The organism is Peribacillus sp. NPDC096622 (assembly GCF_044762665.1).
GTDB classification, from domain to species: Bacteria; Bacillota; Bacilli; order Bacillales; family DSM-1321; genus Peribacillus; species Peribacillus frigoritolerans_B.
Genome location: NZ_JBIWES010000011.1, coordinates 116,736 through 142,923, shown reverse-complemented (window position 1 = coordinate 142,923; position 26,188 = coordinate 116,736). Strand labels below are relative to the sequence as shown.

Annotated in this window: 24 protein-coding genes; 3 read left to right on the top strand and 21 right to left on the bottom strand. The window is 39.9% G+C overall.

Annotated elements, in window-relative coordinates; all coding sequences use genetic code 11:
- Window positions 1-7 precede the first annotated feature (7 nt).
- A complete protein-coding gene (locus ACIQYG_RS19135; protein WP_402841030.1) occupies window positions 8-1,351 on the top strand; it encodes an aminotransferase-like domain-containing protein in 1,344 nt (447 codons plus the stop codon).
- A gap of 529 nt (window positions 1,352-1,880) precedes the next feature.
- Here ACIQYG_RS19135 and ACIQYG_RS19130 read toward each other — a convergent pair.
- The 7 genes from ACIQYG_RS19130 to ACIQYG_RS19100 all read right to left on the bottom strand — a co-directional run bounded on the left by ACIQYG_RS19130 (window position 1,881) and on the right by ACIQYG_RS19100 (window position 8,551).
- Window positions 1,881-2,480, bottom strand: coding sequence for a nitroreductase family protein (locus ACIQYG_RS19130; protein WP_402841028.1), 600 nt, complete (start codon window positions 2,478-2,480; stop codon window positions 1,881-1,883).
- 108 nt (window positions 2,481-2,588) lie between these two features.
- Window positions 2,589-3,566: a ring-cleaving dioxygenase gene (locus tag ACIQYG_RS19125; protein WP_402841025.1), complete on the bottom strand. Its 978-nt coding sequence runs from the start codon at window positions 3,564-3,566 to the stop codon at window positions 2,589-2,591.
- 413 nt (window positions 3,567-3,979) lie between these two features.
- Window positions 3,980-4,903 carry a DMT family transporter gene (locus ACIQYG_RS19120; RefSeq protein WP_402841022.1) on the bottom strand — a complete coding sequence of 308 codons (924 nt, stop codon included), beginning with the start codon at window positions 4,901-4,903 and terminating at the stop codon, window positions 3,980-3,982.
- Between the two features lie 510 nt (window positions 4,904-5,413).
- Window positions 5,414-5,512: a hypothetical protein gene (locus ACIQYG_RS19115; RefSeq protein ID WP_402841020.1), complete on the bottom strand. Its 99-nt coding sequence runs from the start codon at window positions 5,510-5,512 to the stop codon at window positions 5,414-5,416.
- Between the two features lie 61 nt (window positions 5,513-5,573).
- Complete coding sequence (locus tag ACIQYG_RS19110; protein ID WP_402841017.1) at window positions 5,574-6,557, bottom strand: alpha-ketoacid dehydrogenase subunit beta; 984 nt, start codon at window positions 6,555-6,557, stop codon at window positions 5,574-5,576.
- A 12-nt stretch (window positions 6,558-6,569) separates the two neighbouring features.
- Window positions 6,570-7,565 (bottom strand): thiamine pyrophosphate-dependent dehydrogenase E1 component subunit alpha, encoded by a 996-nt coding sequence (locus ACIQYG_RS19105; protein WP_402841014.1) that lies wholly within the window; start codon window positions 7,563-7,565, stop codon window positions 6,570-6,572.
- A gap of 533 nt (window positions 7,566-8,098) precedes the next feature.
- Window positions 8,099-8,551, bottom strand: a complete 453-nt coding sequence (locus tag ACIQYG_RS19100) for a MarR family winged helix-turn-helix transcriptional regulator (protein WP_402841011.1) — start codon at window positions 8,549-8,551, stop codon at window positions 8,099-8,101.
- A gap of 121 nt (window positions 8,552-8,672) precedes the next feature.
- Between ACIQYG_RS19100 and ACIQYG_RS19095 the strand changes: the two genes are divergently transcribed.
- Window positions 8,673-9,113: a GNAT family N-acetyltransferase gene (locus tag ACIQYG_RS19095; RefSeq protein WP_402841008.1), complete on the top strand. Its 441-nt coding sequence runs from the start codon at window positions 8,673-8,675 to the stop codon at window positions 9,111-9,113.
- A gap of 239 nt (window positions 9,114-9,352) precedes the next feature.
- On the opposite strand, the gene ACIQYG_RS19090 is transcribed toward ACIQYG_RS19095, so the two are convergent.
- Both ACIQYG_RS19090 and ACIQYG_RS19085 read right to left on the bottom strand, forming a co-directional pair.
- Entirely contained in the window at window positions 9,353-10,621 is a 1,269-nt protein-coding gene (locus tag ACIQYG_RS19090) for an erythromycin esterase family protein (RefSeq protein WP_402841005.1), read from the bottom strand.
- Between the two features lie 29 nt (window positions 10,622-10,650).
- Window positions 10,651-11,004, bottom strand: a complete 354-nt coding sequence (locus ACIQYG_RS19085) for a hypothetical protein (RefSeq protein ID WP_402841169.1) — start codon at window positions 11,002-11,004, stop codon at window positions 10,651-10,653.
- 323 nt (window positions 11,005-11,327) lie between these two features.
- On the opposite strand from ACIQYG_RS19085, the gene ACIQYG_RS19080 reads away from it, so the two are divergent.
- Window positions 11,328-11,852 carry a divergent PAP2 family protein gene (locus tag ACIQYG_RS19080; protein ID WP_402841166.1) on the top strand — a complete coding sequence of 175 codons (525 nt, stop codon included), beginning with the start codon at window positions 11,328-11,330 and terminating at the stop codon, window positions 11,850-11,852.
- Between the two features lie 167 nt (window positions 11,853-12,019).
- Here the strand turns inward: ACIQYG_RS19080 and ACIQYG_RS19075 are convergent, their stop codons facing one another.
- From ACIQYG_RS19075 to ACIQYG_RS19020, 12 genes are all read right to left on the bottom strand, one after another.
- Window positions 12,020-12,727: a GntR family transcriptional regulator gene (locus tag ACIQYG_RS19075; protein WP_034312712.1), complete on the bottom strand. Its 708-nt coding sequence runs from the start codon at window positions 12,725-12,727 to the stop codon at window positions 12,020-12,022.
- 262 nt (window positions 12,728-12,989) lie between these two features.
- A complete protein-coding gene (locus ACIQYG_RS19070; RefSeq protein ID WP_402841003.1) occupies window positions 12,990-14,042 on the bottom strand; it encodes a YeiH family protein in 1,053 nt (350 codons plus the stop codon).
- 45 nt (window positions 14,043-14,087) lie between these two features.
- A complete protein-coding gene (locus ACIQYG_RS19065) occupies window positions 14,088-14,837 on the bottom strand; it encodes a PIG-L family deacetylase (protein ID WP_402841000.1) in 750 nt (249 codons plus the stop codon).
- A 152-nt stretch (window positions 14,838-14,989) separates the two neighbouring features.
- Complete coding sequence (locus ACIQYG_RS19060; protein ID WP_402840998.1) at window positions 14,990-16,351, bottom strand: aminotransferase; 1,362 nt, start codon at window positions 16,349-16,351, stop codon at window positions 14,990-14,992.
- Window positions 16,352-16,492: 141 nt separating this feature from the next.
- On the bottom strand, window positions 16,493-18,256 hold the full coding sequence (gene xsc / locus ACIQYG_RS19055; RefSeq protein WP_402840995.1) for a sulfoacetaldehyde acetyltransferase: 1,764 nt from the start codon (window positions 18,254-18,256) through the stop codon (window positions 16,493-16,495).
- Window positions 18,257-18,430: 174 nt separating this feature from the next.
- Window positions 18,431-19,261, bottom strand: coding sequence for a phosphonoacetaldehyde hydrolase (gene phnX, locus ACIQYG_RS19050; RefSeq protein ID WP_402840993.1), 831 nt, complete (start codon window positions 19,259-19,261; stop codon window positions 18,431-18,433).
- 69 nt (window positions 19,262-19,330) lie between these two features.
- The gene (locus ACIQYG_RS19045) at window positions 19,331-19,789 is read right to left on the bottom strand and encodes a hypothetical protein (RefSeq protein ID WP_402840991.1); all 459 of its coding nucleotides are present in this window, start codon (window positions 19,787-19,789) and stop codon (window positions 19,331-19,333) included.
- A gap of 164 nt (window positions 19,790-19,953) precedes the next feature.
- A complete protein-coding gene (locus ACIQYG_RS19040) occupies window positions 19,954-21,366 on the bottom strand; it encodes an amino acid permease (RefSeq protein WP_402840989.1) in 1,413 nt (470 codons plus the stop codon).
- 371 nt (window positions 21,367-21,737) lie between these two features.
- A complete protein-coding gene (locus tag ACIQYG_RS19035; RefSeq protein WP_402840987.1) occupies window positions 21,738-22,370 on the bottom strand; it encodes a YitT family protein in 633 nt (210 codons plus the stop codon).
- A 593-nt stretch (window positions 22,371-22,963) separates the two neighbouring features.
- Window positions 22,964-23,665 carry a twin-arginine translocase subunit TatC gene (gene tatC / locus ACIQYG_RS19030; RefSeq protein WP_402841163.1) on the bottom strand — a complete coding sequence of 234 codons (702 nt, stop codon included), beginning with the start codon at window positions 23,663-23,665 and terminating at the stop codon, window positions 22,964-22,966.
- Between the two features lie 143 nt (window positions 23,666-23,808).
- On the bottom strand, window positions 23,809-24,021 hold the full coding sequence (locus tag ACIQYG_RS19025; protein WP_096338675.1) for a twin-arginine translocase TatA/TatE family subunit: 213 nt from the start codon (window positions 24,019-24,021) through the stop codon (window positions 23,809-23,811).
- A gap of 68 nt (window positions 24,022-24,089) precedes the next feature.
- Window positions 24,090-25,832 (bottom strand): alkaline phosphatase D family protein, encoded by a 1,743-nt coding sequence (locus ACIQYG_RS19020; protein WP_402840983.1) that lies wholly within the window; start codon window positions 25,830-25,832, stop codon window positions 24,090-24,092.
- Window positions 25,833-26,188: the final 356 nt, after the last annotated feature.

The window sequence follows — 26,188 nt, the reverse complement described above, 5'->3', positions numbered from 1 at the left end:
GGTATTCATGCTAAAATACGTAGCTTTGTTTAATGAATTTGAATCTCTAATCCAGAATGGACGGCTCAAACCGGGCTTTAAACTTCCATCGATTCGTCAATTAATCGATCAACATCAATGTAGTAAAAGTACAGTCTTGAAAGCCCTGCAAGAATTGGAAAAGAGGCATTTAATCTACGCGGTTCCTAAAAGTGGATATTTTGTCGTTCAAAAAGAATTTGATGGTAAAAACGAACCAACAACGGATATCGACTTTGTTACCTCAGCTCCCGACTGGCACCAATTTCCATATCATGACTTTCAACATTGCATCAACAAAGCAATCGATACCTATCAGCAAGAATTGTTTATCTATGGCACTCCAAAAGGACTACCCTCTTTAATTAAAGTGATACAAAAACAATTAGAGCAGTATCAGGTTTTCGCAAAAGAAGAACAGATTTTCATTACTTCTGGCGTGCAGCAAGCACTTTCCTTATTAACGTTAATCCCCTTTCCAAATGAACGTACTCATATACTTGTTGAGCAGCCTAGTTATCATCTATTTGTGGAGCAATTGAAAGCGTACAAAATTTCCGTGCTAGGAATTCAACGAACTGCAGAAGGTATTGATTTAGAGGAATTAGAGCGGATTTTTAGCAGTCAGGAAATTAAATTCTTTTATACGATGCCTCGTTTCCATAATCCGTTAGGGACTTCTTACTCTAAAAAGGACAGAGAGGAGATACTAAAACTTGCTGTAAAGTATGGTGTCTATATTGTAGAAGATGATTATTTAGCAGATTTCGAAGAAAATATGAAGGTAGACCCCATTTTTTCCGAGGATACCCATAACATGGTCATTTATTTAAAAAGCTTCTCTAAAATAATGTTTCCAGGATTACGCATAGGTGTTGCCGTATTGCCTAAACCATTAACGGACAGCTTCCAACTATATAAAAGGACTGCTGATATTGATAGTTCCATGATTTCACAAGCAGCCTTGGAAATCTACATAAAAAGCGGTATGTTTGAACGCCATAGAAACAAAGTGCGTCTCTCCTATTTAGTCCGTGCAAACTTGCTATATGATGCTCTAGAAAAGCACTCCGCCCCAGGCTTTTATCGCCCAGCATCCATATGTATGAACGCTCATATCGTACTGCCTCATCGTTTAAATAGTACTCACCTCATCAATAACCTACGGAATCAACAAGTACTGGTAGAGACGATGGGTCAAAATTATTTAGATGGCTTTCACCAGGAAAAATCATTAAAATTGAACGTGTCCAATACAAATATACAAAAACTGGACCAAGGAATAGCTCTCATTTTTAAAGAATTGAAGAACAAACAGAACTATTACTTATAAAGCTTTTACATAAGGTTATTAAACAAAAAAAGCAGTAAAAATATTTTTTCTGATAACGACGTAAAGCCATTAGTTACATACATTAACACTAGTAATCCTGAAATAGCATATGCAAAATGAGCTCAACCAAAAAAAGAGCTAAATAGAATTCGCTCTAATTTTATAGACAAAAGGGGTTCGGAATGGTCTCTTCCCGAATCCCTTTCACGATTTTATCTAGGGAATTATTATCCTAATTTCAAAACAAGACTTGATTATATTCCATGAATTTTTACTGTTTTAAATGGGATGGAACTATCACTAGGTTGAAGGAAATTTCGACACTCCTGCAGAATAACTGGCTAGCCCAGATACCAAAGACGCTTGCTTTTATGAGGCTTGGCAGACAGTCGGCGGAAAAGGAGCGGATTCCTGAAAACAATTTAAAGAAAAAAACTGCAGGCAAACTCACTTTTCTTCGAGTGTTTGTCTACAGTCTGAGTGCCAATTAGAATTGGCACTAAAAAAAGTTTAACGTAATAGTCCACTTTTATTTATAAAATTTTATACGATCCTCAAGTGGTTTGAATTCTTTATCACCTGGTTGAGCTGTTGGATTTCCAAATGGCATTTGCGCAATCAATTTCCAATTGCTTGGAACATTCCATTCTTTTTTCACTTCATCATCAATTAAAGGATTATAATGCTGTAAAGTTGCTCCCAATCCTTCTGCTTCAAGTGCAGTCCAAACAACTAATTGATGCATGCCTGATGTTTGTTGTGACCAGATTGGGAAGTTATCGGCATAAGTTGCAAATTGCTCTTGAAGTGATTTCACAACAGATTCATCTTCAAAGAATAATATTGACCCATATCCCGCTTTAAACGAATCCATTTTTTGTTGAGTGCCAGAGAAATCTCCCTCACCAACCGCTTTCTTTAAAGCCTGCGTCGTAATATCCCATAATTTATCATGTGCCGAGCCTGTCAAAACAACTAGGCGTGAAGATTGGGAATTAAAAGCCGATGGCGTGTGTTTTACCGCAAATTCAACAACTTCTTTAATTTTCTCATCCGATACTCCAACCTCTTTATTAATTCCATAATATGAACGTCTCTCTTTAATGGCCGTGTAAAAATCTTTTGTCATGATTCATTCCTCCAGAGCATTTTTTCAATTTCAATGATTATTCCATTTTTATTTCTACCTGTATTAGTATGGGCATATACCAATAAATCATTCGCTAAAGATCGTCGATTATTCTTTAATGAATTCCTTGGTGCTTCTTACTGTATCAATGGGACGGACCAACTTTTCGATTTGATCCCGTTTCGGTTCCAGGAACGGTGGTAAAGATAACTTTTCACCGAGCGTTTCATATGGCTCATCCCCCATAAATCCAGGACCATCCGTAGCAAACTCGAATAAAATTTGCGGTGCCACTCGTACGTAAAGCGACTCAAAAAAGTGACGATCGACATAACCAGACGTATGAAATTGGAAGCTTTCCATTCGTTTGATCCATTCTTCCAGAGCGGAACGGTCTTCAACGCGGAAGGCTGTATGGTGAACAGTACCAAAACCCTGCCGTGCCTGAGGAAGGATCGAATTATGCTCGACGATCACTTGTGCACCATTCCCACCTTCCCCTACCTCAAATAGGTGAAATGATCCTTCCTTGTCTATTTCTTTGAATAATAGAACTTTTTCCATCATTTCTTTAAAGTAATCGAAGTTGGCGATACGAATGAAAATTGGTCCTAATCCTGTAATAGCGTATTCCAGAGGAATCGGTCCTTTTTGCCAAGGAATTCCAGCTGCAACCCCTTCATTATTTTCATCTGAGATCAATTGATATTGCTGATCATCAAAATCCACAAATGAAAGGTTCTTTTTACCAAATTGTTCTTGGATTCCCGTATTCCTTACTTCTAAACGGTCGAAGCGCTTTACCCAATACTCCAATGCCGCATCATTCGGTACACGGAAGGATGTTTTAGAGATCTCATTAGTCCCATGCACCCCTTTAGGGATTCCTGGAAAATCGAAGAATGTCATGTCAGTACCCGCACCGCCAACATCGTCGGCAAAAAACAGGTGATAGGTTTGGATATCATCTTGGTTAACAGTTTTCTTGACTAAACGCATGCCTAATATATTTGTGAAAAATTCATAATTTTTTTCAGCACTGCTTGTTATGGCCGTTACGTGGTGTATACCTTTTAATCCATTCATAAATTATTCCTCCCATTAAAACGATTCAATTTTTTGATGTTCAGCTTTTTCATTAATCCCCTATATTTTTCCTTCAAAAAGAATGGCTAATCATTAAAGGGGTTTGATAAGGTGTTTACTTACTCATTATCTTGAATTAATATATCTTTATTTAAAGATAATTTATCATGAATACCATTCACTGTCAACAACATTATCTCAAATTAACATATCTCAAAATCAAAATAATTTCAGACAAAATAACACACTGTCAATTTTCCTTAAATGTCTATAGCTATGAATAGCGGCAAAGTAAATCAATCACTTCTTTGGCAAAAATGGATAAGAATTAAGTATAACGATTAATGTGTTTCAATACGAAAGCCCCCGGCATAAAAAAAATCTTTACGTGAGGGCTATTTCGTTTTGGTTAATTATTTTACGTGATGCAATTCCGCTTGTTTTCCGGATGAAGAGTTTGTGCCATCAGTTTCTTTTGACTTCTTAGAGGAAAGATAAACTCCTGCGAAAATAATCAGCAGGCCAATAATTACATTAGGATTAATTGCTTCTCCAAGCAGGACATAACCCCAAACCATAGCGGTTGCAGGAATAAGGTATGTAACAGATGCGGCTAACTCAGGGCTGCCATTTTTATTGATGTAGAAATAGATCAGCTGGCCGATCCCAGAGCCAAAGCACCCAAGACCGACTATGGCGAAAATCGTCAGCGGTTCCATCAACATCACTGGCTTAATCGGCTCTGTTACTAGCATCCCGATCAAACCGATAATGGCACCCGTGAGCAGCGTAAACGTCGTAATGACCAATATGCTGGTACTGGAAAGAAATCTTTTCGTAAAATGACCGGCAAAACCATAACAGATGGACGCTAGCAGCATTGTCCCAATCCCGATGAATTCCTTTCCGAAAAGCTGGCCGATTTGAAAATCCATCAATACTAGAATTCCGAAGAAACCAATTAGAATGCCCATCCATTGTCGGGCGGTTAGAACGTATGAAAAAATGATAAATCCGATGATCCCCGTCCAGATCGGAGTGGTTGCATTTAGAATCGATGCCGTGCTGCTGTTAATCTCTGTTTCACTTAAAGGTATTAATCCCCATGCTAATCCGCAATTGAAGATTCCGACAACGACCAGTGCTTTCCACGGCAATTTCCAATTGATTTCCCTGCACTTCCACCATAAAATGGGAAGCAGAACAACAGCACCCGCCAAACAGCGGAGAAATACAATCCCCCAAATGCCCGCAGGCGGTAGCAGCCACTTCATAAAAACAAACGATAAACCCCATATCAAACTAAGACCGATTAAAGCCCCGTATAATCGAAGCATGGTGTTCCCCCCTTTGCTACTTTCAATGTTCGCCAATCACTATACTGCGTTCAACATTTAAAAATTCACAATATTTATTGCTAATAATTTGCGTGACTATCGACAATTACAATTCCATAATATGTACTTTCAAACGCCATACCTGATAGTTTCCATTATTCATCATAAGTCTCCTTTGCCTCGTATCCTTTACCATATAATACCACGCACTTTGTTCAATACATATTTACGATATGAAAATTTTTCAAAAAATCACGGCGAAATAAAGTGCTCATTAAAGTGGAGATATTACATCCCCTCTCTATCGTAATCCAAAGGATTATTTTTCATAATAGATGATTTATTTAGTGCAAAAAAAAGCCTGGCAACCTTTTTTATCGTTGCTAGGCTTAAGTTCATTTTTAAGATTCAACCTCAATATAAACTATATAAACGGTTGAGTTTGATAATTATATTCTGATGATGTGAACTATAAATGTAAGGTATTACCCTTCTGCATATCTTCAGGTTTCACCTTAAATGTTCGTGCTTTTGGGCAAGTTCACGGACACCATTGGCGATTTCCTTAATAGATTTTTCATCAACATGATTAATCACGGGAACAAACAAAGCTTTCCCCCAGCTGGGGTATTTTCATTTTTCTATATTCAAGGTTCGTTATGCCGATCATTTAATAGGCAACCAGGTCCCTCAATGCCTTTTCCACTTTTTCAGGATTCACCATGAATGATTTCTCTAACGATGGTGAATATGGCATTGCTGGAACATCCGGGCCAGCGAGTCTCATGATTGGGGCATCAAGATCAAAGAGGCAGTTTTCTGCAATGATCGCCGATACTTCACTAATGATGCTTCCTTCTTTATTATCTTCAGTAATCAATAGGACTTTTCCTGTTTTAGATGCAGCTTCCATAATGGCTTCTTGATCTAATGGATATACGGTTCGTAAATCAAGTATATGAACGGATATGCCATCACTGGCCAGCCTTTCAGCTGCCTGAAGCGCAAAATGAACACAAAGGCCATAAGTAATCACTGTAACGTCCTCGCCTTCACGTTTTACATCCGCTTTACCAATCGGTAAAACATAATCATCATTCGGCACTTCTTCTTTAATTAGGCGATAGGCTCTTTTATGTTCAAAGAAAAGGACCGGGTCGTCATCCCGAATGGCTGCTTTCAATAAACCTTTAACGTCATAGGGTGTAGAGGGCATGACAATTTTTAGTCCCGGCTGATTCGCAAAAATGGCTTCAACGGATTGTGAATGGTATAACGCCCCATGTACTCCTCCGCCGTATGGAGCTCTGATGACGATAGGACAATGCCAGTCATTATTGGAGCGATAACGGATTTTTGCAGCTTCCGAAATGATTTGGTTGATTGCCGGCATGATAAAATCAGCGAATTGCATTTCCGCAATCGGCCTCATTCCATACATGGCCGCTCCGATGCCAACTCCTGCTATTGCGGATTCAGCAAGCGGTGTATCAATGACACGCTGTTCCCCGAATTGTTCGTATAATCCTGAAGTCGCTTTAAAAACCCCGCCTTTTACCCCTACGTCCTCACCTAATACAAATACACGGGGATCCCGTTCCATTTCTTCCCGCATCGCCATTATCACGGCATCTATATAAGATATCACTGCCATCTTCTTTCCTCCTTACCTTTCTGCGTATACGTATTTTGAGAGCGTGTCTTCATTTGCAAATGGAGCATTTTCCGCATAATCCGTCGCTTCGTTCACAACTTCCATTATTTCCTCGTTCAATTGTTTCTCCATTTGATCATCCATGATTCCTACTGCTTTTAAATAGGCACCGAAAGTAATGATCGAATCCAATTTTTTTGCCTCCGATACTTCATCAGGCGATCTGTATTGACTATCATCATCATCGCTTGAGTGTGGTGTAAGCCTGTAGGAAACCGTTTCGATTAAGCTTGGTCCTTCACCACGCCTTCCTCTCTCGGCCGCTTCTTTCACCACCCGGTATACTTCGATCGGGTCATTTCCATCAACCGTCACCCCTGGCATGCCATAACCAATGGCCCGGTCCGACACTTTCCCGCATGCCAATTGCTTTTCAATCGGGATGGAAATGGCATATTGATTATTTTCGCACATCAAGATGACCGGAAGTTTATGTACACCTGCGAAATTCGCACCTTCATGGAAATCACCTTGGTTTGATGAACCCTCTCCGAATGTAACGAACGAAACAATATCTTTACCTTCCATTTTTGCAGCGAGGGCAATCCCCACTGCATGTGGCACTTGAGTGGTAACTGGCGAAGATCCCGTCACGATGCGATTCTTTTTTTGCCCAAAATGCCCAGGCATTTGACGCCCGCCTGAATTTGGATCTTCTGCTTTTGCAAAACTGGATAACATTAAATCCCTGGCGGTCATCCCAAACGCAAGCACTACCCCGAGATCCCGATAATAGGGAAGGACATAATCCTTTTCACGATTCAATGCAAATGCAGCACCCACTTGCGCGGCTTCTTGCCCTTGACATGAAACGACAAAAGGAATTTTTCCTGATCTATTCAACAGCCACATCCGTTCATCTATTCGTCTTGCCAACAACATTATTCTATACATCTCAAGCACCTGCTCATCACTCAGACCTGCCTGTAGATGGCGGTTTTCAACCATATGTCATCATCCCTCCTAATAATTAAAACTTTTCCCTGTTAAAACCAGAATGTTTTCCTCATGCTGGCACCCAATTTAAAAATAGATCTCTGTATCACGAAATTACTAACCTTTCTTATTAGCTGTTTGTTTGTCTCGCAAACTGAAATTCTGTTATGTATCCAAGGAAGAAAAAGCTCTTTTATGTATGCATGCTTGCCATTCAACACCCTAAAATGCGTTATCATCTAGTATTATTACCTGGTACTAACTCAATGCAATATTATCCTACCACTTTTCATCTCACATTTTCAAGTTAATTTCACTTTGTTAAAGAGATAGTTCTGTTGAATTAAGAAGACACAATTGAGGAGCGGAGTTCTACGAAGATCTTAACAATGGTCAGTTTACTTAAAATGCAGCTGGATAATAAGAAAGAGGCTCAATTTCCAATCGGAATCGAGCCTCTTTTTATAAAAGTCTTATCCACAATCATTCCATTGATGCTTACTCCAATAAGTCATCCTTAAATCAGGGATAACATATAAGCTGAATCAATACCCCCTTTTATTTCCCTTTTTCACAAATTCCCAATCTACCTCAATATTTTTTCTCACCCTTTGAAGAAGTTGATGCATCGTTTCCGTTTCTTCCAAAGAAAATCCGGATAACGCAACCTTGTCGGTATACTCTCCTTCTTTTTTCAAAAAGGGATAGACCTTTTCACCTTTATCGGTTGCATATAACTTTTTAATTTTTTTGTTTTCCTCATCATTTTTCTTTTCAATAAAACCTTGTATTTCAAGTTTTTTAATGGCACGAGCTGCTGTCGTTCGGTCAACCTTTATCATTTCTGCTAACTTTTCCTGAATGATTCCTGGGTTTTCACATATTCGAACAAGATACAAATACTGCCCTTTAGTAAGGTCAAATTCTTTAAATTCGATATTACTTATAGAATCCAATGCCCTTGCTATCATGCCAATTTCACGGAGTATTTCCTTCATTCAAAAAGCCCCTGACTTTTTTGTTGTATTTACAACAAAAATGATTTCATTTATACTAAGAAAGATATACATGTATTATGACTTGTCTTTTTAAATAAATCTAGAAAAGGGATGAAGAACATTGGATTCAAAGAGAATAACGACTGAAAATGATTTAAAAATAGCCTTTCATATCAGAAAAGAAGTATTTGTGGAGGAACAAGGTTTCCCATTAGAAATTGAATTTGATGAATTTGATACACTTGATGCTTTATCTGAGCACATATTAGTCAATTATAATGAAAAACCAGTCGGAACTGGAAGGTTAAGAGTTGTTGATGGTTTAGGTAAATTGGAGAGAATTTGCATCTTGGAGCCATACCGTAAATTTGGTCTTGGTAAAATAATAATTAAAATGTTGGAAGAAATTGCAAAAGAAAAGGGTATTACTCAGGTTAAATTACATGGGCAAACACAGGCAGAGGGTTTTTATAAAAAACTCGGCTATCGGACTTCATCCGATGTCTTTATGGAAGATGGCGGTCCACACCTTTTAATGATAAAGGAATTAGTTTACGAATAAGTGTGTTAAATGTGAGTAAAAATTAACCTTTGATGGGGCTCCTACGATTAACCCAGGTCGTTCTTTAACTACCCAATCAGAGCTATCATGATATTTTCAACTGCAAAGAACAGAATTATTGGGTCCACTAACTGCTTTAATGATCGCTTTTCATAAGGCTTAAAATAAAAGGCAGCATTAGGAAAGGCACGAACAAGCCCTTTATAACTTGAATTGTTATAAAGGGCTTCGTCTTTATATTACATAACGGGTGCTACTTCATGCACAAGCGGGCGAAGGGCCTTAGTTTCATCAATGAAAATAAAAGCATCATATCTTTCTGACATTACAGAAGGTACATAGTTTCCGTATTGTTCATATTCCGGCCGGTATACAACCCCGATAGCTCGATGTCCGATTCTGTCTTGGAATAGCTGACGATTTTCATCGGTGAAAATGAGCAACTTATCATATGCGCCTGAAAGGTGCATAGCCTCCTCCCAACTTCCATTCATTGCCGGGGGTACTGTTTTTATTTCAAAATCCCTGCCCCATTCATCTGCTGCAATAACAGTTCCCCTGTAGGTTCCGAAACCTGTGATAAATACATCTTCCATTGGGTTTTGTTCACGAATGATTTGGCCGACGTTAATCATCCCGGAATCTCTCATATCTGTAGCGCTGGCATCTCCAACATGGGTATTATGTTCCCATACAATCGCCTTGCCTTCAGAACCGTAAAAATCCATAATTTCATTAAGTGCATCCACCATATGCATATCTCGAATATTCCATGATTTATCATCATGAACGACCATTGTCCTGTAATAATTTTCTGCATTATACGCTACCAATGCATTCACTTGAAGGTTCAAATTCAATTCTTCATGATGAGGGTATTTTTCTTTTTTTCGTTGAATTGTTGTCAGTAATTTGGCTACCTCCTCTATACAGTCTTCTGAAAAGATGCCTGCGGAAACTGCGTACTCCTCATTATTCCGATTGAATGGCTCAAAACAGGTGAATGCCTGTCTGGCAGCCTCGAGGTCAGGTGAATCAATTTGTTTTAAGTAATGGATGACTTCATCCATGGATTCCCAAAGACTATAGATATCTATCCCATAAAATCCAACTTTCGTTTGATTTTGTCCAGACTGATTGTATTCCTTCATCCATTCAATCAGGTCGATCATTTCCTCGTTTGCCCACATCCAGGTCGGCCAGCGGTCAAAACTTTTTAGCACATCCTTTGCGGATTTAGTCACTAGGTCATAGCCTTTAACATACCTATTTATTGCCTGGCATGCGGGCCAATCGCCTTCAACGGCTACAAAGGTGAACCTTTTTTCTTGAATCAGCTTTTTTGTTATTTCAACTCGGGCCGTGTAAAACTCGGATGTCCCATGTGATGCCTCACCAAGCAAAACAAATTTTGAATTATTAACTTGTTGAACGAGCTTATCCCAATCTGCTTCATTTGTAAGCATGACTGATTGTTCGATTATTGACTGAACAAGATTATGTTGCACGTGTTTTTCCTCCTTGTTACTTAGGAACATTATCGTTTGTACTCAGCATTATAAGAATTTGAACCTGCGTGTACTGACAGTAAAGTATCGGCGTAACCCACTAGACGATTTATAAGTTCATCACAAATAGAGTAAACCAGCTGAAAATTTTCTTCCTCAAATAGAACAGGATCATCCAGTATGACCGTTGTGTTAATGAACATATCTTTGTTTCCATATAGGTTGTAGTGAACGATAGCCTTTCCAGCAGCTCCCCCGGTAACTGGATCATTAAAGCCGGGAATGAAAACGAACCATTCTTCAGCAGTAGCGGACCTGAAGTTTTTTGTGAAAGACATTCTCTCGGTTACCGTCATGATCTTTTTTAACTCTTTTGGATTCATATCCTTGATCTTGTTCATTCCATTGCCACCTTAACACCATGTTAATAATCTTCCGTTATATATTTTCCTTAAATGATCCATCCTATAAATATTATTATTAAGTGGTGACCTTTCCGTAAAAAACAAGCCAGAACCGCTAGGAAATTTAGCTTCAATTGAACACGGACACAGAAAAAAGTGTTGTTTTGATCCATTAAGCAGGCTGCTATTAAATGCCGATAATCATGGAACCTGCTGCATATAAAAATTATTATTGGGGTATCAAAAGAGGGAAGAAAAAATCCTGGATTGGGTTGGACTGGTCTGGAGCGGAGGAGTTGCTCATGGAAAAGATGAATCGGGGAATTTTAACGGCGCTGTCGGCGATCGGCATTGCGCAAGGGCTGAAAATTTTAACGCATTATAAGCTGACCGGAAAGTGGGACTTGAAGCAGGCTTTCACCACTGGTGGCATGCCTAGTTCGCACTCGGCCGGTGTGTCCGCTCTGGCATCCTATGTGGCAGCGAATAAAGGCTGGCTGCATACGGAAACAGCGCTTGCGACAGTGTTTGGCGTGATTGTGATGTATGATGCTCAGGGGATTCGGCGCCATACAGGCGAAATTGCCAAGCTAGTGAATGATCTTGAAGATAATATGGCGAAATTTTCCGGAGAGTTTCCGAGCTTTGAGTTTGTGGAGCGTGAGAAGGAATTGAATGAACTGCTCGGGCATCAGCCTGTGGAAGTGGGAGCAGGTGCGTTGCTTGGAGTGGTACTTGGGCTTATTTCGGCTAAATTGGAGGATGGCAAGCCCTCCAAAACCAAACACCTGAAAACATTGGGCAAGCTTAGGTATACTAGATCTTGAAAAAGGGTATATCAGTTAATTAAAACAATAGATTATATTAAAACATGCCTATTTTTTCATTTTAAATATAATTTCTTAGATAAACCGAACTAACTCAATGATTTTTGAACCTAAAAGACCTAAGCCTCTCTGCTTCTTAGAAAGGCTTAGGTCTTTTCATGTGAAATTCAATTCTTCCGAGACATTTTCATTGCGAATGAGTACATATCCGATCGGAATAACCCTTTATAATATTCTACTAAGTTACCATCAGAATCAAAAATCATTCGTTCTGTAATCAGCAAGCACATCGTTTCGGCTATACCTAAATGTTCTGCATCTTCTTTTGTTGGAAAGCCGCAGGTTATGATTTGTTCCGCTTCACAAAAGTCAATGTTTAATTCTCCTTCAAGTGCATCATACAATACGGTTGTACTTAAATCGAATTTCGTCAATTTTTTCCCTAGGTCCAAAGAATAATAATGCAATTCAATGGCTATTGGGACATCACCCTGTAACCGCAGCCTTTTAATATGGTAAGATTCATCCTCAAACCCATTTGCATCAGCTATATTTTCAGGTGTCATTACACGGCCATGATCTAGTAGTTTAATCCCCATACTTTTAGTGGTTTCCGTAAAACTTATCATCTTAAGCCATTCTTGTACAGGTTTAAGGGAAACGAACGTTCCCTTCCCATGCCTCTTTTCCAATATTCCCTCACGAACCAGGATGGATACGGCTTCCCGTACAGTGCTCCTGCTGACAGAATACATATCCATCAGTTCCCTTTCACTCGGGATTTTGTCTTTATAATAACCTTCCAAAATCTGATTTTCCAATATGGTTTTCAATTGAGCATGTAAAGGGATTGGATTTTTAAAGTCTAGCTCCATAAAATTTCCTCCAAACAGAAAAAGACATCGTAATGTTCGTATCAGTTCTTATATTGTAAACCAAATAGTTATAATATTCAAACATGCCGGTGTTCAATTTGTTCCTTAAATTAGGATTATGTTGAATTTTCAGCGTTCATATACCGGTTTTCTTCGAGTGAATAAAAAAACCTGAATAGCTCTAAGTATTCAGGGCTTATCCTATATGCAACCTTCATCACGTTTCAGGCAAATTTAATTGGACACAATGAAAGCTTATATATTAAACGATAAAGTACGATATTATGGAAAGCAGCAAAGAGGTAATGGTCATGGCTAAAAGGGGACGCATGGCTTTTGTTCGCAGTGCCTGCAGGCTTACATTCAGTCCCAGACCAATCATGGCCATAGTCAATATAAATGTAGTAGTTTTGGAAATGCCATCCATTACGAGAGGAGACACCGTAATATATCTTCCGAACACATAACTTCCTATTAAACTCATGATTATAAAACCGACGAGGAACCAAGGAAAATCAATTTTGGCATCATGGCCCATTTTCCCGGATGTGCGTTTTTTCATCCAATACATAAAAATGAAACATAAAGGGATAAGTAAAAAGACACGGCCCAATTTTGCGAGGAGTGCAATCGCTAGCGCATCTTCACCAGCCGGTGCTCCTGCCAGAGCAACATGGGCGATTTCATGTAGACTGATCCCAGACCAAATTCCATAATCCAAAGCAGATAGCGGAAGGATCGGACGTAAAAGTGTATAAGCAATGGAGAAAAGTGTTCCCATTAAAGCAATTATCCCGACGCCTATGGCTGTATCCTCTTCTTTCGCTTTCACGATTGGTGATATTGCCGCGATGGCTGCTGCACCGCATATTCCGGTTCCTACAGCAAGAAGGAGGGAAATGGAGGCGTCTGCCTTAATCCACTTTGCAATCAAAACCATCACGACTATGGCAAATGTTACTGTCCCAATGTCCCGTACCAACAATGGCAGTCCCTGATTGAAAATCACATCGATATTTAACTTCAACCCGTATAAAATAATGGCAAAACGCAAAAGTTTTTTAGCGGAAAATTCAATTCCCGTCCGGAACTTTTCTGGATATCCCGCAATTTGACGATAAATCACGGCAATGATGATAGAGCATGCAAGAGGACCGATTCGATTGAAACCTGAAATCTTGGACAGCCCCAAGCCTAAAAGGGCAATAAAAAAGGTGAAAGCGATACCGCTTAGCCACAAAAGCACCTTATTTTGAAGTGGTTTTTGCTGCACCTGAGGTGTTTCTTCCAGTGGCTCATATTTTTCTAATTCCATACATCCTTCCCCCTTTCCAGATAAAACTATACCCCAAATTACGTATCATCCCATCCTTTCAATCGTTTGAAAAAAATCGTTTTCTTCTATATTAGGAAGTGAATCCCCTTTGATAAAATACTCGGATTCCTTTAAAAAAGGCAAACTTGGATTTTGATTCCCCCACAATTCAGGAACCGCTAAAGTCTGGGAACGATGTGACCTTAAGGCACGGATCTTTTTCTGTAAAGTCCCTGCTATATTCACTTCTGTGATACTGCTCAGCCCGTTTTCCTTTAACCATTCATCATAAAAAGCATGCCAAAGGACAAAGTACAGACTATGAACCTTAAAAGCTGGAAATACTGGATCTGGATAAAAATCGGGATCACCGGATTTTAAGAAAGCGAATGCTGCAGCACGGCCAATCGCACAATGATCTGGATGCCCCCCGTATTTCTCATGGAATGTAACTAGTGCCTCCGGTTGAACTTCACGAATCACCTTTACGATTCTCGTCGCCAATAAATCGAAGCTTTCAAATTCAATCGTTTTATCCCTTATGTTTAAAAATCGCAGGTCACTGATCCCCAATTCTTCACAAGCTCTTTTTAACTCCTCTACCCTTAGTTCTGGCAATGTCTCCCTTGTTGTAAGAATGGGATTTCCCATGCGTCTGCCCATTTCGCCTTTTGTCGCACATAGTAAAGTTATCTGAACACCTTGCTCGGACATTTTAGCAATGGTTCCGCCACACAGGAATGACTCATCATCGGGATGTGCTAGAACCACCAATAACCTTTGTTGTGATTGCATATTTCCTCCTACTTCGGTTTCTCCAGTTTTCCCACACGGTTAGACCCAATATGAAAAAATGGACATGGATGTCAAATCGGCTAGACATATCATGCCCATCTTCATATTCTTCTATATAATAGATAGCACCCTAAAGCTCATCATCTTTTTGGTTAGCATAATTCACATAAAACGGATTTAACCGTTTCTATGACAAAGCGTAAATCTTCAACGGTCGAAGATAAAGGCGGTGCGATGATGAGTACATTACCATATCCAGGAACCGTATCACCATTACGGCCGATGATAAGACCCTTTTCCTTGCATGCCCCGATTATTTTACCCATGAACTCATCGGAAACAGGCGTTTTTGCCTTTTTATCTTCCACTAATTCGATACCATATAAAAAACCAACTCCTCGAACTTCCCCTACTTTATCCAGGGCTGTCAATTCAAAGAGCTCATTTAGTGTCGATTCACTAAGTTCAGATACTCGTTGAACGATGTTTTCATTTTCCAAGATTTCAATGTTCTTTAGCGCAACTGCGCAAGATGCAGGATGGCCTCCATAAGTTGACACATGTCTGAAATGATTTAAATTTCCGTTCTCTTTGAATTTCTCATAAATCCTGGAATTCACTGCCGTTGCTCCAAGTGGAAGATAACCGCTGGTCAAACCCTTTGCCATCGTAACAATATCCGGTTGAACCCCATCTGAGTGCATGAACCCAAACATTTTTCCGGTTCTTCCAAAACCTGAAACCACTTCATCCACAATCAATAGAACATCATGCTTCTTACAAATTTCCGAAACCCTCGTTAAGTATTCTTTTGAAGGAATAAGGACCCCGCCACCAGAGATGATTGGTTCAAGGATTACACCCGCTACCGTCTCAGCTCCTTCAAAGTTAATGACCTGATCGATATATTCAGCTGCAAGCAAATCGGAGTTTTCAACGTTTTCCCCAAACGGGCTTCGATAACTGTACGGTGGCGGCACATGCAGGAAACCTGGAACGGCCGGATCATATTTCACTCTCCGATTAGCCTGTGCAGTTGCGCTTAGCGCGCCAAAAGTATTGCCATGATAAGCTCTATACCTTGAGATGAACTTGTATTTACCCTGCTTGCCATTTTGGGAATGATATTGCCTGGCTATTTTAAAAGCTGTCTCATTCGCCTCAGAGCCGCTGTTCGTAAAAAAAGTTGTATAAGAGCCCTTTAAATGTTCACTTATTTTTGCAGATAATTCGATTGCCGGCTTATGACTTAACGTTAAAGGGAAGTAAGATAAGTTAATCATTTGTTCATAGGCTGCCTGGGCAATCTCTTTTCGTCCGTGACCAAGGTTCAAGCACCATAAACCGGAAACACCATCTAAATATTTATCCCCTTTAGTATCTGTGAACCATGAGCCGGATCCTTCTGTAGCCATCATGGGAGCATCCTTCTCATTATAGCGATGCATCGCATGCCATAAATGATCTTTATCCATTTGAACAAGGTCTTTCGTTTCAGTTTCCATCTTCACCATTGAAACCCCCTTATTTTTCATTGAATGCATTAAGTTAAGTTCCCATGCTGTTACAGACCTTTTAAAGCGAATTGGTGATGGTGCGATGACCCAAATAGTTCACCAAGTCACCGCAGCTGTCCTATCACCTTTTTCACACTCTTATTTATCCCAGTTTTTATAATCTAAATGAGAATATTTTTCTAATAATCTAGTAGGCATTTTTAATGCATCTTTTCTAAATGGCGGAGCCAATTGTGTTCCATCCACTTGTATATCAATGACAGTCGGTTTGTTTGATTTTATTGCTTTTTCAATGACAGAGCCTAACTCGTCAGCTTTTTCCACCCTAATACCTACAGCACCCATTGATCGGGCGACTTCTGCAAAATCAGGATTTTGGATATCCGCCCCTACAAAACGGTTATTATAAAAATCGACTTGATTCTTTTTCTCTGCGCACCATGCATTATTATTGAAGACACATGCTATGACCGGTATGTTTTCTTCAACGGCCGTACTCACTTCATGTAAGCTCATGCCCCACGCGCCATCTCCAACAATGGCTAAAACAGGCGTATTCGGCTCAGCTAATTTGGCACCCAGTGCGGATGGGTAAGCAAATCCCGTATTCCCGAATGTTAGCGCAGCGATATGCCTGCGTCCCTGATTGAATTTTAAGTAAGCGTTTGCAGTTGAAGATACATTACCGATATCTGTAGTAACGATGGCATTTTCAGGCAACACTTTAGTCAATTCCAATAGGGCTCGACGCGGATTGATCGGGGTCCCATCGATCATCGCAAGTTTCACCAATTCTTCTTCCCATTTTTGTTTTTCATTCGTAACTTCTACTATCCGCTCTTTTTCTTGTTTTAGGTTTGGTTTACTAGCCTTCAACCGTTTCAAGATTTCACGACTCGCTTCGCGGGCATCCCCGATGATCCCGACTTCCACAGGGTGCGTCCTCGCTATTTGCCTTGGGTTAATATCTATTTGGATGATTTGCGCATCTTTAGGGAAATAATCAATGTCATAGCATGGCAGCGTTCCAAATACCGATAATCTTGTGCCTACCGCCAATATGACGTCCGCTTTCTTAAGTGTATTCATGGCAGCCTTTGAACCCATGTAACCGATTGGGCCGACTGACAATGGATGATCAGCAGGAAATGCATCATTATGCATATAGGAGACAGCTACCGGAGCTGTTAAATATTCTGCAATATTCTTAATTTCCTCAATGCCATCGGAATCAACCGTTCCCCTACCAGAAATGATGACCGGATACTCAGCTTCTGCTAAAATTTCTGCCGCTCTATCCAAGGATGCAGAAGATCCGCAGCCCCTTTCATCTACGCGATATTGATGTGGCTGAAGTATTTGATCCTCCACTTCGCCATAGAAGTAATCACGCGGGATATCGAATAAAACCGGTCCCCTCTCGGCATAGGCAATCCGAAATGCTGTCCTAAGGCAATCAGCGACCCGGCCTGGGTGTGTCACTCTAACCGTTTCTTTCGTGATTGCCTTGAAGATGGAAACCTGATCGCATTCCTGGAAACCATCCCATCCAACTGTAGGTGTACCAGCTGAGGGTGATATGACCACCATTGGAGTATGAGCTTGATTGGCCGCTGCAACAGAGGTGACCATATTCGTCATTCCTGGTCCGTTTTGCCCGATGACAACTCCTGCAACACCAGAGACACGACAATAGGCATCTTCCATATGTGCTGCACTTTGTTCATGGCGGACACCAATGAAACGAATGCCGGCAGTTGGCAATAAATCAAGCATATCCATGAAAGCAGATCCCAGAATTCCCGAGATATGTTTAACTCCCTCGGCCACTAATGTCTCAACGATGGCTTCACTTGGTGTCATTTTAACTTTCGTACCTCTTAACATTTTTGTTTCGACCATAGCACATTCTCCTTAATTTATATTTATTTCTGATAATGACGTAGTGACGTCCGTACCAGTTATAAGATGTATAATACTACCATTAGGCATAACAGTCAATAAATAATTTGAATATTTTGAATTAATTTAAACCTCCGACCATCATTGTCACTAACTCATGTATTTGACTCTTTTTTAACCAATAAATATATCCTTTTTTTCTGTCAATCTGTAGTTGATCCTATCGATGATCTCCAATAAATCACCTATTTCATCAATTACGAAATCGGCACCTGCATTCAAAAAGCGGTTTTCTGCATTTTTCATCCGTTTTTGCAGATCATAAGGTTCCATTTCATTGATTTCTGCTTCTGAAAGTCCGATTTCACTGCCGCCTTTCAATACGGCAACAGTCCACATTCCCGCAGAAATGCCTTCTTTGATATCACTGATCGTATCTCCCACTTTAACGATTTTGCTGAGTGGATACACTTGGAGATTCATCGCCGTCTTAAAGCACATCCAAGGGGCGGGCCTTCCTGTTGGCACTTCGGTAGACGCAACGATGGAATCGGGTTGATAGCCCCATTTTTTCGCCTCTTCTTTAACAACATCAATCATTTCACGAGTATACCCTGTTGTCGAACCGATTTTTATTCCTTGCTGCCTTAAACGGCCGACTAATTCAATTACGCCGGGTATTGGCTTGGCGTTATCCTTTAGAACCTTAAAAAGCAAAGCCTCAAAGTCCTTATATAATGAATTTAGATCTCTTTCGTCCGGTTCTTTCCCGAATTTAGCAATCCATGAATTAGAAATTCGTTTCATTTTCAGTAGTTCCATAATATGATCCATTTTCAATAAACCCATAGGTTCCCTTGCTTCCTTAATGGTAATATCTATCCCCCTTATCCTGAATATCTCAACAAATGCTTGGACCGGCGCAAAACAACCATAATCTACCGTCGTTCCTGCCCAATCGAATATCACTGCCTGAACCTCTTTGCATTCTTTTGCCCTTTGCAATCTATGCTCCCTCCTCATCTTACCTCCTCCAAAATCACCAAACGTGCTAAATCCGGGTATGAAGAGAATTCAATTCACTTCTTCCAAAAATAACTGTAGATCTTTTTTAGTAGCTACAGAGAGTCGTTTAATCTTTTCAAGGTCCTTTTCCGGATTCCCTGACTCCCCAATTAATGGGTAAAGGTTTTTCTCGATCCTTTCATACCAATTTGGGTATTCATCTTCCACTTGCTTTTCTATCGAATCCCAAACAGAACTGATTTCCTTTCCCATTTCTTGAATTTTCTTTGTATCCGCCTCTGTACTTATTTCTGTTTCCAATCCTTTTATGGATTGAATCACATCGCCGACACCTTTTTTAATAAGCTCTTCATTTTTGGTTTCACCCGTATTTGCATCCGGATTTTCATTCATGACTGGACTTTTTTCTTGTTGAACCTCGTCTGGTTTTTCTGAATTATTGCAGCCTGACAGCAATATGACTCCAAGGACAACCCCATAAGTTATTACACGAAAACCATTCAACATAATCCCTCCTTCATGATTTAAAAGACAGATGGCACCAAGCACTTATTGGCACAACTCTCTTTTTCAATGGGAAATCATATTCTAGCTGATTAGTGATTGAAGAATTTTGTCTGAGGAATTCCATAGAAGTAACCTTAAATTAAGCCAATGGTTCAGAGCCAAAGCTATAACTTTTCAGAATTAGGGGAACCAGAAACAATATTTAATTCATTCTCCATATACTTCGCTTTTTTTCGCCGAATGAAAAAGAATGAACAAATAACGATCAAGCTAAATAGCATGGTAAAGATGAACTGTGGACGCTGCGAATCGATAAAGGCCATTAATATTAATACGGAAATCATGGAAATTATGGTTGCATAAGTCAAATACGGGAATAACCACATCTTGATCTTAAAAATTCCGGGATTTTCTTTCTCCATTCTCTTCCTTAATCGGAGATGGGAAACCGCAATGGCCAGATAAACAAGAATTCCGACTCCGCCCGAGGAATTCACTAAAAAGAAAAAGATTTTATCAGGTGAAACATAACTGAAAATGGTGCTGATAAAGGCGAATAAAGTAGAGCCGACTACAGCAAATATTGGTACGCCGTTCTTGCTCACTTTAGAAAATATCTTTGGGGCGTCACCCTTTTGTGCAAGTGAAAATAACATTCGTGAACTCGTATATAATCCCGAATTCAAACAGGAAAGCAATGCAATGAGAATCACTATATTCATGATCAGGGCAGCAGAAGGGATTCCCAGCATTTCAAGTACGGCAACAAATGGACTTTTCAGCAAAGAAGCCGAATTCCATGGTAATAGCGTCACTAGTATGGCGATGGACCCAATATAGAAAATCAGGATTCGCCAAACCACACTATTCAATGCACTTCTAACTGATTTAACCGGATCACTGGTTTCACCCGCGGCAATCGCTGGAATCTCCACTCCAACAAATGCATGAAAAACAATTGCGACGCCAACAAGGACAGAACTTAGCCCATTTGGAATAAAACCGCCAAAATTCAAAAGATTGGAAACGCCAGGTGGTTTTATCGTTGGGATAAACCCTAATATCACTGCCACACCAAGGCACAAAAATAGTATGATACTGATTATCTTAATGATTGAAAACCAGTATTCGAACTCACCAAACGATTTTACGGAAAAAATATTCGTCATTTTCAATAGGATGATCAATGATAGACTTATGACCCAGACGGGAACGGAAGGAAGCCAGCTGTGTATGATTGCTGCTCCAGCCGTTGCTTCCAAAGCAATTACGATAACCCAAAAGAACCAATATAACCAACCTGTTGTAAAACCGGCCCATTCACCTATCCCCTCTCTTGCATAAACGGCAAAAGATCCAGTATTGGGATTCACTGTGGCCATTTCCCCAAGCATCCTCATGACTAAAACAACGATCAAGCCTGCCAAAACATATGATAATATCGCCCCGGGGCCCGTTTGACCAATAATGATACCACTTCCTACGAATAAACCAGCGCCTATGACACCACTCAAAGATATCATCGTTAAATGCCTTTGTTTCAGACCTGGTTTCAGTTCTTCCTGTTGATGTTTCATACCCTCCACCAACTTTCAATATTTTGGGGAATCACTAAGATAATCGCTACTTGAATGTAAAAACAGGCTTTTAAGCTGCCTGTCCTTTACACTTTCACAAAGATAGTGGGAACTTGGAAACGTGGCATTTACAAACAACACAGGGTAAGACGCTATGAACTTAAGATTCTATATCACTAGTCCTCCTTCCTTAAGGCTATTTTGAAATCCAAAGCGGATCTAACATCACTACGTCATGATGTTAGTACCACTTTCTATGTGTATAATACACTCTGATTTTTTTAAAGTCAATTTAAAAATCAGAATATTTAGATAACAAAATGAAAGTTTTCAAGTAAAACAAACGGTCTCCTTTAAGTCTGCAATTTTATTTATTTTACTTCTGTAACCCTTGGGGTTTCATCCAATACACTTTCAGTTGCTGACTTTACTGCCTTCTGCTTCCTATCCAGCATTTTCTTTAAAAGGTATGAAAAAAACAATGTAAAAGCTATTCCCTTAACAATCGATGCATAACCGTAAACAAGAAGGCCCAATACCAGTACGATAAGATTAATAATCCTTATTGTCACTGCAATATCTATTTTTTCATTTTTGTGATGTAAAATTAAGGCGATCACGTCAAAGCCAACAGTGGAGGCATTTGCTGTTATACATAAATAATATCCTATCGCTATTAAAATCGACGAAATGAAAATCACTAAAACGATATTCATATCAAAATTTACGTTCAATGAATAAAAAAAATTAAAAAAAACCATGTAGCTAAGGGAACTTACGATCGACTTAAAAAAGTACTCTTTCCCTAGAAAAACTAAACAAATGATTAACAGTAATCCTGTAACGAAATTGGCGAGCATGGCAATGTTATAACCCCATAATGCATTCAATAATAATGCCGAGCTAGTTACCCCGCCATTAATAATTTCATTGGGAACGATTAAATAAGCATAGGCAAAGGTCATGGAAATGTTTCCTGCAATAATTTTCAATAAATCCTTCATAAACTCTCACCATCCTGTTCGATATTTTGATAATGTTTTTTCCCCCCTAAATATATATTTATACTTGAACGATAGATGCACATTCACCTTTTATTCGATCCTTTTCGCTTTCGATAGTTTGGAATGATTATACGCAGAATGCATTTAGCTGTTCAAGTGAATACAATAATTCGCTAACCAGAATCCTCTCTCCTTCTAAAAAATAAAATAAAACATCCCCATTGAAACTTGAAGATGTTCCTTTTTACTACATAATCATTAAGGCACTACAGTATTTCTGTACAACTTATGTACCTTATGAATACCTTTAAACGCTTTACAAAACCTTTGATTTACATGAATGATTTGATTTGAATTCCCCAAGGCAGGACAAGGAGAAGGCTTTTACAGAGTAAAACATAATCCCCCCTTTCATAATCACATCGTATACTCGCTTCAACAGACTTAGTTCGAAGATGTCATCCAGCATGACCCCTAATCATTTCCAAAAGTATTATTCTGCAATAAAAAAAGTTGAGGGATATGCTCCTCAACTTTTTAGTGTTCAATAACTATTTCCCAAGAAATGTTTCTTAGGTAGTGGATCAGCCATTTCATGTTACAGGCAAGGCTGCCTCATCTTTCATTAGCCTTTTTCGGTAAACCATATTGGACAGCTGTACACTCACTTCATAAAGCACAAGCAAAGGGACGATAACCAAAATGTCCGAAATTATATCAGGAGGCGTAATCAGGATCGAGATGACAACCAGGATGAAATAAGAAATCTTACGTGACTTTTTCAACACTGTTGGATTGATGATGCCTAATCTGGTCAGGAACATGACCACAAGCGGCATCTCGAATAAAATCCCGAAAGGTAAGATCAAATTAATCATGAACCGGAAATACTTTTCAGCTGTGAACATCATCTCGAACTGCCCGGCCGATAGGGAAGTGAGGAAACCCAGCACTATTGGAAACAACACAAAATATCCAAATGAGATACCGGTGATGAATAGAATGAAGAGCCCGGGTATGAACCGAAATGTAACTCTTCTCTCTTCCGGTTTCAGCGCTGGAGCCACAAAGCGCCATAACTGATAGGCTGCTAGCGGAATCGTTGCAGCTATTGCACAAACCGCAGCGATAATCATGTAAACCCACAGGATCTCACTTGGACCGAGCACGGCAAGCTTTCCTTCCAAATCCTTAATGAGCAGTTCATAAATATCCTGTACGAATATGAAACTCACTATGAAAAAAGCCAGAAAACCTATCAGTGTTTTAATGATTCTGCTTCGGAGTTCCTCCATATGTTCAATAACGTGTAAATCCTTCCCCTCCACTTTCACTCCTCCTTTTTAGACATATTATTTGCTGCAAATAGCTCTTCCCCTCGAACCCTTCTCATGAAAAGGAGCAGGCGAGTCTTTCCGCCCGCTCTAACCCATTAAATTCATCCCTCTTTTTTAACAGCCCTCAATGCGGCTTTATTCTCGTTTTCATCTTCTTTTTCTGTATCATTCACCAATCCTTTGGTTGCACTTTTGAATTCGGACAATGTCCGGCCAAATGCACGGCCTATTTCCGGCAGCTTGGACGGTCCAAAAATAATCAGTGCAATCACGAGGACGATCACCAAACCGGGTATTCCTATATTTGAAAGCATTCTTACTCACTCCTTTGATCTTCTCATTTTTCTTTGCTATTTTTTGTCATGCATCATAAGGTTCCCTATCAATTAGTCACTTTCCCCTGCTTTTTCATTCTTTGTTTTTCGTGTGCGCGATTATGGGCACGTGTCCGATCTTCCTCGACTTCGTTCGTTTTTTGTACACCTTCCTTAACCGCTGCTGATGCAACCTTTCGCAGCCCTGTTTGATCCTTATCAAAAACAAAGGATGCTCTTGTCGATATATCCGCACCTGGTTCTGTCACGAATGGGACTACACGGTAATCCGCCTTCCATTGTTCTGGTGTTACTTTGCATCGGACATATCCCCTGTAATCATTAAAGAACTTTATATGCGGATTCTGGCTTAGTATTTTATCCGTGTCCGCACGCTTATCCGCACCATTTCCACCAGATGTGATCGAAGTGCCGACAAACTCCACACCGAAAATCTTTGAATTTGGATCATCGAAATCCGCCTTTAAATTGGCGGCCCAGCTTGCATGTACATCACCGGTCAACACGACCAGATTTTCCATGTTGTTTCTTTTGATTACATCAATTAAGCGATCTCGTGCAGCCGGGTAACCATCCCAGGAATCCATGCTGAATTTTGGAGCGGTTGGTGTTCCATAATTCCGTTGTGCAAAGAAAATCTGCTGAGGCAGAACATTCCACTTCGTTTTTGATTTTGATAGATTGTCAGTTAGCCACTGTTCCTGCTCTGGACCTAGTAATGTCCGTTTCGGATCAAGTGACTCAGGCGTTTGCGGTGAACTTCCATCACCGTTTGCCTGATCATCCCGGTATTGACGTGAATCCAATACAAAGAAAGAGGCCAGGTCGCCATATGTGAAATTTCGGTATAAGCGCATATCCGCTCCCTTAGGCAAAGATGATTTACGAAGGGGCATATGCTCATAGTAAGCCTGATAAGCGGCGGCCCTTCTCTTGATGAAAGCTTCTACCGATTGTCCTTTTTCCGGGATGACATTTGCATAATTGTTTTCAACTTCATGGTCATCCCAAGTCACGACCCATGGGAAAGCTGCGTGTGCCGCTTTTAAATGGGTATCAGAGCGGTATTGTGCGTATCTATTCCGATAATCTTCAAGTGTAATGATCTCCGGACCACTATGTACACGGACATTACCTGTAGAGGAAACATATTCATTTGGTCCATATTCATATATATAATCGCCAAGGTGGAAGACAATATCCAGATCTTCTTTTGCCAAATGTTTATAGGCCGTATAATAACCATGCTCAAATTGCTGGCATGAAACAAACGCGAATGACAAGCTCGAAACACTTGAACCTATTGGCGGAAGTGTTTTCGTTTTCCCAGTCTGACTTACTTCCCCGCCGCTTTTAAAACGGTAAAAATAGACCTTATCCGGTTTTAACCCGCTTACTTCCACATGAACGGAGTGGCCAAGTTCCGGCCTGGCTATTTCCTTGCCTTGCTGGACAATCTTTCTGAAATTCTCATCCTTTGCCACTTCCCATTTAACGGAAATGGCTTCTTTTGGCATTCCTCCGCCATTCAACGGATCAGGTGCCAACCTTGTCCATAAAACTACACTATCCGAGAGCGGATCACCTGAAGCTACACCGAGAGTAAATGGATAATCACTGAATTTCGGGGCAGCATTCACTTCAATCCCGCCCATTGATTGGGCAAGGGCAAGACCTAATGATAGTCCAGCAAGCTTACTTGCTCCCTGGATAAAGTTCCGGCGGTCCATATTCTTACCTAATTCGCTCCAATTCTTAATTAATTCATCCATCGCTCTATCATTATTCATTGATCTTTCCCTCCTATTATTTGAATCTGGTTCAAGTATAGAAGGCCATTTTTAATGGTGTATGAAGATGTGTAAATCAAAAAATTCCCAATTAGGAATTTTTAGTCAGGACTTATGGTACCCATTGAATGCAAAAAGAGTTTTGATTCGCCCATGCATTTACATAGACCTACAAACTTTTACATATAACGACAGTCTTTCATCCTAGTTCTCTTAACGAATCATTTATTTAATCGTTACAAATGACTTCCATGGGCTATTTTTACAAAAAACTTTTAAAAATTTATAACTTCCAATCTGTATATATAAGCGCAAAGAAGCGGGTGAAATAGTAGAATAAAAAAAGATCGCCATTA